This is a genomic window from Phytobacter cepae, assembly GCF_054165735.1.
Window position 1 is genome coordinate 2,269,721 of the sequence record NZ_CM135107.1, and the last position, 12,468, is coordinate 2,282,188.

At 54.5% G+C, this 12,468-nt stretch carries 12 protein-coding genes and 1 pseudogene; 7 read left to right on the forward strand and 6 right to left on the reverse strand.

Annotation, left to right across the window (positions count from 1 at the left end; all coding sequences use genetic code 11):
* The first annotated feature begins 42 nt into the window (after window positions 1-42).
* The 3 genes from ACUY4Q_RS10615 to ACUY4Q_RS10625 are packed head-to-tail and all read left to right on the forward strand — an operon-like array spanning window position 43 to window position 3,084.
* Entirely contained in the window at window positions 43-1,266 is a 1,224-nt protein-coding gene (locus tag ACUY4Q_RS10615) for an amino acid ABC transporter permease (protein ID WP_458046978.1), read from the forward strand.
* 10 nt (window positions 1,267-1,276) lie between these two features.
* Window positions 1,277-2,341 (forward strand): amino acid ABC transporter permease, encoded by a 1,065-nt coding sequence (locus ACUY4Q_RS10620; RefSeq protein ID WP_458046979.1) that lies wholly within the window; start codon window positions 1,277-1,279, stop codon window positions 2,339-2,341.
* Window positions 2,341-3,084, forward strand: a complete 744-nt coding sequence (locus ACUY4Q_RS10625) for an amino acid ABC transporter ATP-binding protein (RefSeq protein WP_458046980.1) — start codon at window positions 2,341-2,343, stop codon at window positions 3,082-3,084. Before ACUY4Q_RS10620 ends, ACUY4Q_RS10625 begins: the two co-directional genes overlap by 1 nt.
* A 487-nt stretch (window positions 3,085-3,571) precedes the next feature.
* On the opposite strand, the gene ACUY4Q_RS10630 is transcribed toward ACUY4Q_RS10625, so the two are convergent.
* Window positions 3,572-4,456 (reverse strand): alpha/beta fold hydrolase, encoded by an 885-nt coding sequence (locus tag ACUY4Q_RS10630; protein WP_458046981.1) that lies wholly within the window; start codon window positions 4,454-4,456, stop codon window positions 3,572-3,574.
* A 406-nt stretch (window positions 4,457-4,862) separates the two neighbouring features.
* Here ACUY4Q_RS10630 and ACUY4Q_RS10635 point away from each other — a divergent pair, with 406 nt between their 5' ends.
* Window positions 4,863-5,255: a hypothetical protein gene (locus ACUY4Q_RS10635; RefSeq protein WP_458046982.1), complete on the forward strand. Its 393-nt coding sequence runs from the start codon at window positions 4,863-4,865 to the stop codon at window positions 5,253-5,255.
* Window positions 5,256-5,411: 156 nt separating this feature from the next.
* Window positions 5,412-5,951 (forward strand): DUF2058 domain-containing protein, encoded by a 540-nt coding sequence (locus ACUY4Q_RS10640; protein ID WP_458046983.1) that lies wholly within the window; start codon window positions 5,412-5,414, stop codon window positions 5,949-5,951.
* Window positions 5,952-5,994: 43 nt separating this feature from the next.
* Here ACUY4Q_RS10640 and ACUY4Q_RS10645 read toward each other — a convergent pair whose 3' ends face one another.
* The 3 genes and pseudogenes from ACUY4Q_RS10645 to ACUY4Q_RS10655 all read right to left on the reverse strand — a co-directional run.
* On the reverse strand, window positions 5,995-6,693 hold the full coding sequence (locus ACUY4Q_RS10645) for an RluA family pseudouridine synthase (protein WP_458046984.1): 699 nt from the start codon (window positions 6,691-6,693) through the stop codon (window positions 5,995-5,997).
* Window positions 6,677-6,937 (reverse strand): hypothetical protein, encoded by a 261-nt coding sequence (locus ACUY4Q_RS10650; protein WP_458046985.1) that lies wholly within the window; start codon window positions 6,935-6,937, stop codon window positions 6,677-6,679. Before ACUY4Q_RS10650 ends, ACUY4Q_RS10645 begins: the two co-directional genes overlap by 17 nt.
* A gap of 178 nt (window positions 6,938-7,115) precedes the next feature.
* Window positions 7,116-7,379: pseudogene (locus ACUY4Q_RS10655) on the reverse strand (MBL fold metallo-hydrolase); the annotation flags it as partial.
* A gap of 141 nt (window positions 7,380-7,520) precedes the next feature.
* Between ACUY4Q_RS10655 and ACUY4Q_RS10660 the strand changes: the two are divergent.
* A complete protein-coding gene (locus tag ACUY4Q_RS10660) occupies window positions 7,521-8,270 on the forward strand; it encodes a phage antirepressor KilAC domain-containing protein (RefSeq protein ID WP_458046986.1) in 750 nt (249 codons plus the stop codon).
* Here ACUY4Q_RS10660 and ACUY4Q_RS10665 read toward each other — a convergent pair.
* Entirely contained in the window at window positions 8,267-9,034 is a 768-nt protein-coding gene (locus ACUY4Q_RS10665; RefSeq protein ID WP_458046987.1) for a hypothetical protein, read from the reverse strand. The genes ACUY4Q_RS10660 and ACUY4Q_RS10665 overlap by 4 nt on opposite strands.
* A 2-nt stretch (window positions 9,035-9,036) precedes the next feature.
* Window positions 9,037-9,234 (reverse strand): hypothetical protein, encoded by a 198-nt coding sequence (locus ACUY4Q_RS10670; protein WP_458046988.1) that lies wholly within the window; start codon window positions 9,232-9,234, stop codon window positions 9,037-9,039.
* A 169-nt stretch (window positions 9,235-9,403) separates the two neighbouring features.
* Here ACUY4Q_RS10670 and fdnG point away from each other — a divergent pair, with 169 nt between their 5' ends.
* Entirely contained in the window at window positions 9,404-12,454 is a 3,051-nt protein-coding gene (gene fdnG / locus ACUY4Q_RS10675; protein WP_458046989.1) for a formate dehydrogenase-N subunit alpha, read from the forward strand.
* Window positions 12,455-12,468 lie beyond the last annotated feature (14 nt).

Consider the following 12,468-nt stretch of genomic DNA (forward strand, 5'->3'; position numbering starts at 1 on the left):
CCCCCACGGGGGCGCTGCTGATACTGGCTCTACGATCCTGACATGATGAAACAGACTGACAACGCCAATGCGTACATTTTAACCCCCGAAACGCCCGCAAAAATGGCCGGGTTCCGTCTCTCTACGCTGCTGGGGAGTAAGACCACGCGTGCCTGGTGTTACCAGTTTCTGCTGGCCGCGCTGCTGGCGGGCTTCTCCTGGTGGCTTTACACCAATGTGGTGGCGAACATGCGAACCCAGCGGATTGCCACCGGTTTTGGCTTTCTCGGGCAGAGCGCGCAGTTTGCGATTGGCGAAACGCTGATTGAGTACACGCCGCGTGATAGCTACGCTCGCGCCGTACTGGCCGGCTTGCTGAACACCCTCTATGTCACGCTGTGCGGCATCGTTTTGGCGACCACACTCGGTTTTTTCGTCGGATTGGGGCGTGTGTCGAAAAACTGGCTGCTGGTCAAACTGGCGGAAGGGTACGTCGAACTGCTGCGTAACGTGCCGGTGATTTTGCAGGTCATCTTCTGGTCGGTCGTCATCCGCAACCTACCGTCACCGCGGGAGGCGATTGACTTAGGCACCTTTGGCTTTCTCACCAATCGCGGCCTGACAATGACCGTGTTACAGGGACATCCGGGCTGGCTCGCAGTGCTGTACGCACTCATCCTCGCGGTATTGCTGAGTGCCGGGCTGTCGGTACTGGCGCGACGCCTGCGTGAGCACAAAGGCCGCATCATTCCCGTGAGGCGAATTCGACTGGCGCTGATCATCGGCTTGCCGCTGCTGGCCTGGTGGCTGACAGGCGCGCCGCATGCGCTGAACCAGCCGGAACTGCGTGGGTTCAACTTTAAGGGCGGGTTTACCGTCAGTCCTGAATTCACCGCGTTACTGCTGGGCATTGCGCTCTATTCGTCGGCATTTATTGCGGAAATTGTCCGCGCCGGGATCCAGTCGGTGCCAAAAGGGCAACTTGAGGCTGCCCGTTCGCTGTCACTATCGCCCTGGCACGTGGTTCGCCATGTGGTGATGCCGCAGGCAATGCGCGTGATGGTGCCGCCGCTGGCCAGTCAGTATGTGAGCTTGGCAAAAAACAGTTCCATTGCGGTGGTGGTGGGCTACCCCGAACTTGCCAACATCACCAACACCCTGATGAACCAGACCGGCCAGGCGCTGGAGGCGATCGCCATCATGATGGTGGTGTATCTGATTATCAGCGGCTCGACGTCGCTGTTGATGAACCTGTTTAACCGTTACGTCGCCATTAAAGAGCGTTGAGGAAGAGAGCATGCAACATTCTGCGATTTATTGGTTACGGCGTAATTTATTCAGCAGCCTCGCGCAAACGGTGCTTACGCTGCTGCTGTTGACGCTGATCCTGTTTGTGGGCAGTAAGCTGGTACGCTGGGGCATCACCGATGCGGTATTTGCTGGTGGTGTGGCGGAGTGCCGCGCCGCTGCCGGCGCCTGCTGGGCGGTCATTGGCGAAAAATACCGACCGATCCTGTTTGGACTTTACCCCTATGAGGAGCAGTGGCGTCCGGCGCTGTGCATGGTTATCTGGTTTGCGAGCGTGGTGCTGTCGCTTTCCCCGGCTTGCTGGCATTCACGCTTTTTGTGGCCGCTGTGGGGCGTCTCGCTGGTGGTCATGTCCGTGTTGATGAGCGGTGGCGTGTTTGGGCTGGCGGCGGTGCAATCCGCGGACTGGGGTGGTCTGCCGCTGACGCTGCTGCTGTTCTCGGGGACGGTGATTATCGGTATGCCGGTCTCGGTGGCACTGGCGTTGGGCCGTCGTTCGCCACTGCCGTTTTTGCGCGGCCTGTCGGTTATCTTTATTGAGGGGCTGCGCGGCGTGCCGCTGATCACCATTCTGTTTGTGGCGGTGAATATCTTCCCGTTGTTCTTACCCACCGACATGGAAATTAACAAGCTGCTGCGTATTATCGTGGGCATCGCGCTGTTCTTCGCCTGCTATCAGGCGGAAGTGATCCGGGGAGGATTGCAGTCGGTGCCGCGCGGGCAGTATGAAGCCGCCGCAGTGCTGAATCTCAGCTACTGGCATACCACCACCAAAATCATCCTGCCGCAGGCGCTACGCATTTGTCTGCCTGCGGTGACCAACCACATTATTGCCGCGATGAAGAACACCTCGTTTGTGATAATCATCGGCCTGTTCGATGTGCTGACCGCGACCAGCGCGGTGATGCAGGATCCGCAATGGCGGCGTTATTACATCGAAACCTACGTCTTTATCTCGGCCATTTATATCGTCTTTGGTTTTATGCTCTCCCGCTACGCCATTTGGGTAGAGAAGCGCATTGATGCCAGTCGCACTGCAGAAGGAAACGCCTGATGTCTCCACGTCCCGTTATTGAAATTAATGCCGTCAGCAAATGGTTCGGCAAATTCAACGTGCTCGATAATGTCTCATTGACCGTGAATAAAGGCGAACGGGTGGTGATTTGCGGGCCGTCAGGTTCAGGCAAATCGACGCTGATTCGCTGCATTAACCGTCTGGAAGAGCACCAGAAGGGGCAGATTCTGGTCAATGGCATCGAGATGAACGACAACGTGCGCAACATTAATCGTATCCGTCAGAGCATCAGTATGCTGTTTCAGCAGTTTAATTTGTTCCCGCACCTGAGCGTACTCGATAATCTCACGCTCGGACCCACCCTGGTGCGTAAACTCAGCCAGAAACAGGCAACAGAGCTGGCGATGCACTACCTGGAAAAGGTGCATATCGCCAACCAGGCGCATAAGTTCCCGTTACAGCTCTCCGGCGGCCAGCAGCAGCGTGTCGCGATTGCCCGCGCGTTATGTATGGAGCCGGAAATTCTGCTGTTTGATGAGCCCACCTCCGCACTCGATCCGGAAATGATCAAAGAGGTGCTGGATGTGATGTTGGATCTCGCCGATGGCGGAATGACGATGATCGTGGTGACCCACGAGATGGGCTTTGCCCGCACCGTGGCGGACAAGGTGATTCTGATGGCTGACGGTAAGATTGTGGAGACGGCCCCGCCAGAGCGCTTCTTTAGTCAGCCGGAGCATCCTCGCACTCAGCAATTCCTGGAGCAGATTTTAAGTCATTAAAGGCGTGTTCATCGCACCATCGTGGCGGGGTTTCCGCTCACCCCATCGGCTGAGGGAGCTCTGAATGAGTTAGGTTTTACAGCGATAACACAGTGCAATGAGAATAAAAAAGTGTCAGCGGTGACTGGGTCCGGCTGAAAATCGACGAAGCGTATCCGCAAGGCCGGGGCGACGCGCAGGGATGCGCGGCGAGGGCGACTTTACACGGATGTTTCCTTCGCCCGTCCCCGATAAGCCTGAAGGAATACGCGTAGTGGACCGCGCCAGCGGCGATTTTCCTGGCCGGGAGCCCGGGTCGCCAGGGTGGTGGCGGTGAACCACCCTGGCACGTTCACAGGTTCTGGCGTTATAGAAAAGCAAGGAACATAAGGTGAACGGAAAGACTTTCAGAGCCGCATGTTTCCCCTCACCCTGACCCTCTCCCCAAAGAGGAGAGGGGATCTGCGTGCTCGCCAACGCTTTCACCGCTGCCGTCCAGCAAAAGGGACTATCTCTGCTGTAAAAACACCTTCACTTGCTCTGCAAATTCGACCGGCTGATCGTACATCACAAAGTGGAAGCTATTGTCGATGCGCGTCAGTTTCACGCCGTTGAGCGCGGCATAGGATTGGTTATACAGCGTATCGACCTGTGCGGCGGGAAGACCATACAGCGGATCCCACGCGTACAGGACGGTAACCGGAACCCGGATGTTGGGCAGTTGCGGACGTAAATCCAGCGTCATGATGTCGAAGGTAGCATCAGCCAGCGTCTGTCGATCAGAGTTAAGACTGGCGTTGACCAGCTGCTCGCGCACCGATTCAGTTTTGACCAGTCGCGCGATACCTTGCTGCTGCTGGTGGGCAAAATCGTCTTTACTCGCGGCGATCATCATCTGGCGAAACTGGCTGGCTTGCGGGGTAACCGACGCCGTCGTCGCCTGCGGATTAAACATCAGACTAAAGAAGGGCAGCGCATCAACAACTGCTACACGGCCCGGCAGATCGGGGTGCTGTGCGGCCAACATCAGGGCAACTTCACCCCCCAGCGAATGGCCGATAATTGCCGGGTGAGAGAGTTTGTGCTGGCGGATGTAATCGGCAATCGCCTGCGCGACGGGGGTTACGAATTCTCCTGCCTCCCGGCTCACGGGCGGCTGCCCGGCAAAGCCCGCAAGCTGGATTTTATGCAGTCGATAATGGGCGTTTAATTCGGCAGACACACCGTCCCAGACGCTGCGCGACGACGCGAGACCGGGGATGAGAATGACATCCGGTCCGGTGCCTTCGGTTTCAACCGTAATTAGCGGTATGGACGATGTGATATCACTGGCGAGCGTCGTCGCACTAAACCACAGCAGAAGGGCAGAGAAACAACGTAACCATGTGCGCATGCGCATTCCTTGCTTTGACGAAACTGATAATCATACGCATTCAGGCAGGCGCGTCCAGCATCGTCATCGCCATAACCAACAGGCAGGCATGGCCTGGTTCATTCACCCGGACCTTCTGGCGCCTTACAAAGTGGAGGAAAACTTCCGTTGTACATCAGTTAACCGTGGTTGATGTCGGCGCCGTAAATAATCGCAGGCGTTGGACATGGCGATATTTCGCGATGTTTTATTCCGCTGTATCAAATTGGATTTCGCGGATTAAACGCGGGTTGAATTAAAGATAAAACGGCCCACCAATATTGGTAGCCTGAATTGTATTGGTCAGGTAAATATTTTCTGGAGTTACCGAATTGTAAAATTTATACTGTCCCGCTGACAAATGACGTTAATTATTGTAAGGAATACAATGAAAAAGTTGTTAATATGCAGCATGGTTTTACTGTCCGCCTCTTGCGCAGATTTTCAGAAAACGGTCAGCGATCAAATGAAAGCTGTGAATACTGCGCTGAATACTAAAAGTACGAGCAGCAGCAGTCAGACGACAACGACGTCGAGAAAGGTTGGCACCATCACCAATGAACAATGTAAAACCAGCGTCGGGAAGTCACGCGCTTATTTCGAAGATCTGGTAGGCTTCAAACTCAATGAATCGAACTCCTCCGGGTATACCTCATTCTCTGAAACCTACAACCTAAAAATTTCCGACCGTAAAGACCGTCTGGGCGGCAACTTTGCTATTTGTATTATCTCTATCGACCCGCAGACGGACAAAGTGACGAGCTTCTCAATGCCGGTGTAATGTCGCGTCAGTGTTACCCTGAACCGGGGCCGCAGCCTGGCCCTGGACTCACGTCAGTCATGCCGACAATAAAGAGCGCTAACAGAATCCCCCCGCCACAGCCGCGCAAAATACAGGTATACTTGCCTAAATTTTTCACCTGGTTCAGAAACGAAGATGACAAAACTCACTTTACAAGAGCAGATGCTCAAAGCTGGCCTCGTCACCAGCAAAAAAATGGCCAAAGTCCAGAGAACAGCGAAAAAATCACGCGTACAGGCGCGTGAGGCACGCGAGGCGGTCGAAGAAAATAAAAAGGCGCAGCTTGAGCGCGACAAGCAGTTGAGTGAGCAACAAAAACAGGCCGCGTTGACCAAAGAGTACAAAGCGCAGGTCAAACAGTTGATTGAGATGAACAGGATCAGCGTTGCAAAGGGCAACATTGACTTTAACTTCACCGATAACAACCTGATTAAAAAAGTAGTGGTAGATAAACAGACCCAGACCCAGCTTATCAATGGCCGTCTTGCCATTGCGCGACTGGTTGTTGATAACAGCAGCGAGAGCCAATACGCCATTATTCCGGCAGTCGTTGCCGACAAAATTGCCCAGCGCGATGCGAGCTTTATTGTGTTGAACAGTGCGCTCAGTCAGGATATTCAGGATGAAGACGATCCTTATGCCGACTTCAAAATCCCTGATGATTTGATGTGGTAAACCCCTCTTAGCCGCGCCGGGAGTGGCGCGGTGCGCTGACGCTTCAGAACGGGCTGGCGTGACGCATCCTGATGGGCTCACCGCTCACGGGATGTACCAAATGCAACTCGCTGGCATGAAGCATAAGCCGTGGTGTGCGTTCAGTACCCGGCAGCAGCCGACCGCCATATAAATCACACCCCAGAATAGGGTAGCCCAGGTGCTGGCAGTGGATGCGCAACTGATGGGTGCGTCCGGTCTCCGGGGTAAGCATCACCCGCGTGACGGGCAAAGGCTTTTCTCCCGGCATCTCTTGCAAATATCGCTCAACCACCTGATAGCGTGATCGCGCCGGTTTGCCGTTAACTGCGCAAATCGACATCAACGGGAACAAGGCAGGATCTTTGGCAATCGCCGCATCAATAACCCCCTCGTTATGCTCCAGATGCCCGCAGAGCAGGGCGCTGTAAACTTTTGTCACCGAGCGTTGGCTGAACTGGTGGCACAGGGCTGCATTAATGGCTTTGGTGCGCGCCACCACCATCAAACCTGAAGTGCCGAAATCAAGGCGGTGAACCAGGGTACAGCCGGGAAAAATGCTGACCAGCCGGTGATGCACGGAATCGAGGTTTTGTGGGTTTTTCCCTGACAGACTGAGCAACCCGCTGGGTTTGTTGATAATCACCATGTGCGCGTCCTGAGAGAGGATCTCAATCTCATCATGACACGGCGGGGCGATAAAAGAATCAAAAAGGGTAGACATCAGACAGCCCGGTGGGAGAGTGGGTGCGGATGATAACCAATTTTTCACCTGCTGACCAATCGGGGCGAAAATAAAGAAGATTTGCCTGCGTTTTATATTTCTCAGGCACAAGCCTGCTCAGGGCGAGCATTTTTTCACGAATAACGAAGGCCAACGTCTCTTTTTCCTTCCCGGCATCCGCTATTTCATCTTTTAAGTCTGGTGACGCAGAAAATAGACGGCGCCCTGGATTTCCTGACGGCAAAAAATAATGCGTGCAATATTATCCCCGGCCCGACGTCAGGTAATGAGGAGGCTAAGGGATAATTATTGGCGACGGTCTGTTAATTGAAAAACGATAAAAACGGCGGGTAAGGGTGAGTAAAACTCAACATCCATGGCGCCTCCTGCGCCAACCCTTTAACGCAGGGATGCGATATTCAGTCCCACAGAATATTGCCCTCAGCGGTTCGCAGAAGAAAAGCGCGTTGACCAATCGCGAACGCGGGCACGGTGGTGATGCTCAGGAGATTAGCGTCTTGCTGTCGCCACAGGTTTGCGTGTGAAGCCAGCAGCGCCGGTAAATCAATCCATTCCTGGCCGGTTGCGGGGACAAACTGACGGGCATCTTCACAGAGGTTGCAACGCTGTGGTTTTGAACCGGATGAAGCATAGGAGGTGCCGCAGGCCTTGCATATGACGATCATGACAGTGTCCTCCGGTGGCGGGTTATTTGTGCAACGGCTCGTCTATTTTATCTTAGCTTAAAAATTATACTGGATATTTAAACAGGTATTGGTTATTCTTTCTACAGGTTGTTATGTGAGCATGAATGAGTGGTGAACGATATGGTGATTCCTTTGGACATTCTCAATTCGAACGAGCGGATGCCTACCATGAGCAGCCGTGAAATCGCTAAGCTGACAGGGATAGCCCACACCGAAGTGAAGCGCATGGTAAAAAGTCTTGAAACGGCTCAGCGCCTGTCGCAGCCCGTGCAGACACAGCTTTATGAGCGCGAAGGGGAGATGCGTCAGGAGTTTTTGCTTAACAAGCGAGACTCGGTGCTGACCGTGGCGCGGCTCTCACCTGGCTTTACGGCGGATATGCTTGATCGCTGGCAGGCACGGGAACAGGCCATTAGTCTGCCGGACTTTACGAATCCTGCCGCGGCTGCTCATGCCTGGGCAGAACAGTACGAAAAGCGCCAGCGTGCGGAAGAGCAACTGGCCCTGATGTTCCCGAAGGCCGCCTTCTTTGACGACTTTGTTAAAGTGGAAAAAGACCTGGGCTTTCGTGAGCTTTGCAAAATGCTTAAGGCCAAAGAGCCAGACTTCCGTCAATTTTTGCTTGAGCGCAATATCATGCAGCGTGTAAGCGGTGTGCTGATGCCTGCGAAGCATCATATTCAGGCGGGGTATTTTACCGTGCATGACGGTGTGGCAGAAAATCAGCGCACCTGGTCACAGGCGCGCTTTACCGCGCGTGGCGTTAAATGGATTGCGGACCTGTGGGCGGCACATCTGGCCTCATTGCCCATCGACATGCCGCTACCGGACCGCACTGAGCCGACGCCGCAAGGGCGTAACTGGCTTTAAGCCTCTGAGTGGGCATCCTGCGCTTTATGGATGCCCATCGCCATAACCTGCGCCGGGTGGAAGAGCGATAAACTCTCAATCTGCGACAGCATGATTACTTTGCGAAAATTCAGTGCCGCATCAATGTCGAGATCGTGTGATTCGTACCAGGCGCTGTAGTTGTGTTCTACCCGCAGGTCCAGGGTGGTGCGATCGCGATAGCCGCTCAGCATCGGAATCAAAACGATATTATTGGCTTCTCCACTGTCAAACGTGGCGGTATGCACCATTCCGATGTAAATCCGCTGCGATGTCAGCGTAATCCATGCCAGATCGCCACTCTCCATACACTGATAGATAAGGCCTTCCACACCATTGGCACGAGAAAGATGCTTATATAACTCCCTGCGTCCGCCGGTATCCAGTCGCGCACTCGGTGCCCAGTTTGAGCGCCAGAGACAGAAAAACACGGCGAAGGCGAGCATCACAACGACCGGCCCCTGAATACCTAAGAAGGTCCAGTTCATAAAGGACATATGCCAGTGATGATATTCCGGGCCGAATGCGCCCGGCAACGCGTTCATTACCGTTGAACTGATGAGCAAACAGAGCCACAGGATGGCCGTCGCGAACATCCCCTGTAAGACAAAAATGCAGCCGTACAGCGCCACCAGAAAATAGACATCCCAACCAAAGCTACGTTTGAATTTAAAACGGGTGGTGAGATCGTGGGAACTGTACCAGTAGCCGCACACCATCATGACCATAAAAATTGCCGTACCCATCCCTATGCCCTCTTCAGTGCTTCAATGTGCCGCTTAAAGTCCTCCTGGACTTTCTGGCAACGGATATTGACCGAGGTATTTCCATCGGCATCAACCACTATCCGTTCCCCATCTTCGATGGCGTCCTGAATTTCACTATGACTCATCACCTGAAGCAGGGTGTCGGGACTGGCGAATAAAGATTTTAAAAACGTTCTCATTAACGACCTCCGGCGGTAAGTATAGGAACCCTGGCCCGGTATGTGTGATTTCGTCCAGAATTCCTGGTCGATGGCGCGCAATAACCCCACCGGGGTAATGGTCAATGACGGCGAATAACCCTATAATCTGCCTCCCTTTTCGAGTCTTAAGTTTTAAGCTGGAGGATAAATGGAATTCAGCCGGAGGCAGTTCTTTCGGATCTGCGCGGGCGGTATGGCAGGAACCACTGTTGCATCTCTCGGATTTTTAACATCTTTTTCCGCGCTTGCGGAAACCCGTCAATACAAACTCTTAAAAGCAAAAGAGACACGCAATAACTGCACCTACTGCTCAGTGGGTTGCGGCATGTTGATGTACAGCCTCGGCGATAACGCCAAAAACGTCAGAGAAAGCATTTATCACGTGGAAGGTGATCCGGATCATCCGGTCAGCCGGGGTTCACTGTGCCCAAAAGGGGCGGGAGTGCTGGATTACATCCACGCAGAAACCCGCCTGCAATATCCAGAATACCGCGCACCCGGTTCGGATAAATGGCAGCGCATTAGCTGGGATGAGGCGATTAACCGCATCGCCCGTCTGATGAAAGATGACCGTGACGCCAACTTCATTGAGAAAAACCAACAAGGGCTAACGGTTAACCGCTGGACCACCACCGGCATGCTGTGTTCGTCTGCGGCCAGCAATGAAACCGGGGTGCTTGACGGTAAGTTCACCCGCGCGCTGGGTATGGTGGCGATCGACTGCCAGGCGCGTCTGTGCCACGGTCCGACCGTATCCGCACTGGCGCCGACCTTCGGACGCGGCGCGATGACCAATAACTGGGTGGACATCAAAAATGCCAACGTGGTGCTGATCATGGGCGGTAACGCCGCCGAAGCGCACCCTGTTGGCTTCAAATGGGTGGTTGAAGCTCAGACCAAAAATGATGCCACCGTGGTAGTGGTTGACCCCCGCTTCAACCGCAGTGCGGCGGTGGCCGATCTCTACGCACCTATCCGCGCCGGTTCCGACACCGCCTTTTTGTTAGGCGTTATTCGCTATCTCCTTGAGCACAACCAGGTACAGCAGGAGTACGTGCGCCACTACACCAATGCCGGCTTCCTGATCCGCGATGATTATGCGTTTAACGACGGCCTGTTCAGCGGCTACGACGGCAACAAACGTCAATACGACAAGTCGAGCTGGTTCTATCAGCTGGACGAGAAAGGCAATGCGCGGCGTGACGACACACTGAGCCACCCACGCTGCGTCTGGAACTTGTTGAAAACCCATGTCGAACGTTACACGCCAGCGATGGTCAGCCGCCTCTGCGGAACGTCGGAGAAAGACTTCATCCGCATCTGCCAGATCCTCGCCAGCACCAGCGTGCCAGACAGAACCGCGACCATTTTGTACGCGCTGGGCTGGACGCATCACTCCGCCGGTGCGCAAATCATCCGCGCTGCGGGCATGCTGCAACTGCTGCTGGGTAATATTGGTATGGCGGGCGGTGGGGTCAATGCACTGCGCGGTCACTCCAACATTCAGGGCTACACGGATCTCGGTTTGCTCTCCACCAACCTGCCTGGCTACATGCCGTTACCTTCAGAAAAGCAGCCGGATTTCGACACCTATATTTCACAAATCACGCCGCCTGCGTTAGGGGTGAATGAGGTCAACTACTGGCAGAACACACCGAAGTTTTTCATTAGCATGATGAAGAGCTTCTGGGGTGAACATGCCAGCGCGCAAAATAACTGGGGCTATGACTGGTTACCGAAATGGGATCGCCTCTATGACGTGATGACCCAGGCCGAGCTGATGCTGGAAGGCAAAATCAACGGCTACATTGTGCAGGGCTTTAATCCACTGGCGGCGTTCCCGGACAAAAACAAATCCTCGCGCGCGCTCTCAAAGCTGAAATACATGGTGGTGATTGATCCGCTGGTGACGGAGTCCTCGAATTTCTGGCAGCACCACGGGGAGATGAATGATGTCGACCCTACGAGCATTAAAACTGAAATCTTCCGTCTGCCATCCTCCTGCTTTGCTGAAGAGGATGGATCCATTGCCAACTCCGGCCGCTGGCTACAGTGGCACTGGGCGGCGGCAGAGCCGCCGGGCGAAGCGCTGCATGATGGCAAAATCCTTGGGCGGCTGTTCATGCGTCTGCGCGAGCTTTATCAGCAGGAAGGCGGGGCGAACCCCGAGCCGCTATTTAATATGTCCTGGAACTACAAAGATCCTCGTGACCCGCACCCGGAAGAGATTGCCCGTGAGGCAAACGGTCAGGCGCTACAGGATCTTTATGATGACAAAGGTCAGTTGATCGCTAAAAAAGGGCAACAGCTGAGCAGCTTCGCCCAGCTACGGGATGATGGTTCGACCAGCAGTTTCTGTTGGGTGTATTGCGGAAGCTGGACCGAGCAGGGTAACCAGATGGCCAACCGCGATAATAGCGATCCTTATGGTCTGGGCTGTACGCCGGGATGGGCCTGGTCATGGCCCGCTAACCGCCGCATCCTTTACAACCGTGCATCGGCGGATCCAGCCGGTAAACCCTGGGATGCAAAACGCGCACTGCTGCACTGGGACGGTAAAACATGGACAGGGATGGACGTGGCTGACTACAACGCCTCGGCACCAGACAGCCATGTCGGACCCTTTATCATGAACCCGGAAGGGGTCGCAAGGCTGTTCTCCCTCGACAAAATGAATGATGGGCCGTTCCCGGAACACTATGAACCGATTGAATCGCCTATCGGCACGAATCCGCTTCATCCGAACGTGGTCTCCAGCCCGGTGGCGCGTATCTTCAGGGATGACATGGCCAATATGGGCAAGGCGGAGGAGTTCCCCTACGTAGCAACCACCTATTCGATAACCGAACTGTTCCGTCACTGGACGAAACATGCCCGGCTCAATGCCATTGCGCAGCCGGATCAGTTTGTTGAGATTGGCGAGGGGCTGGCGAAAGACAAAGGAATTGTGGCAGGCGATACGGTGAAGGTGATGTCAAAGCGTGGTTTTATCAAAGCCAAAGCGGTGGTCACGAAGCGCCTGCAAACGCTGACCATTGACGGGAAGTCCATTAACACCGTTGGGATCCCGTGTCACTGGGGCTTTGAAGGGGCGACGCGTAAGGGCTTTCTCGCCAATACCCTCACCCCATCAGTGGGTGACGCTAACTCACAGACGCCGGAATACAAGGCGTTCTTAGTTAACATCGAGAAGGCGTAGGGGAGGGAGACCAT

Coding starts and splice junctions, on each gene's coding strand:
- ACUY4Q_RS10615 (WP_458046978.1), top strand. CDS start 43: ATGATGAAACAGACTGACAACGCCAATGCGTACATTTTAACCCCCGAA.
- ACUY4Q_RS10620 (WP_458046979.1), top strand. CDS start 1,277: ATGCAACATTCTGCGATTTATTGGTTACGGCGTAATTTATTCAGCAGC.
- ACUY4Q_RS10625 (WP_458046980.1), top strand. CDS start 2,341: ATGTCTCCACGTCCCGTTATTGAAATTAATGCCGTCAGCAAATGGTTC.
- ACUY4Q_RS10630 (WP_458046981.1), bottom strand. CDS start 4,456: ATGCGCACATGGTTACGTTGTTTCTCTGCCCTTCTGCTGTGGTTTAGT.
- ACUY4Q_RS10635 (WP_458046982.1), top strand. CDS start 4,863: ATGAAAAAGTTGTTAATATGCAGCATGGTTTTACTGTCCGCCTCTTGC.
- ACUY4Q_RS10640 (WP_458046983.1), top strand. CDS start 5,412: ATGACAAAACTCACTTTACAAGAGCAGATGCTCAAAGCTGGCCTCGTC.
- ACUY4Q_RS10645 (WP_458046984.1), bottom strand. CDS start 6,693: ATGTCTACCCTTTTTGATTCTTTTATCGCCCCGCCGTGTCATGATGAG.
- ACUY4Q_RS10660 (WP_458046986.1), top strand. CDS start 7,521: ATGGTGATTCCTTTGGACATTCTCAATTCGAACGAGCGGATGCCTACC.
- ACUY4Q_RS10665 (WP_458046987.1), bottom strand. CDS start 9,034: ATGGGTACGGCAATTTTTATGGTCATGATGGTGTGCGGCTACTGGTAC.
- ACUY4Q_RS10670 (WP_458046988.1), bottom strand. CDS start 9,234: ATGAGAACGTTTTTAAAATCTTTATTCGCCAGTCCCGACACCCTGCTT.
- fdnG (WP_458046989.1), top strand. CDS start 9,404: ATGGAATTCAGCCGGAGGCAGTTCTTTCGGATCTGCGCGGGCGGTATG.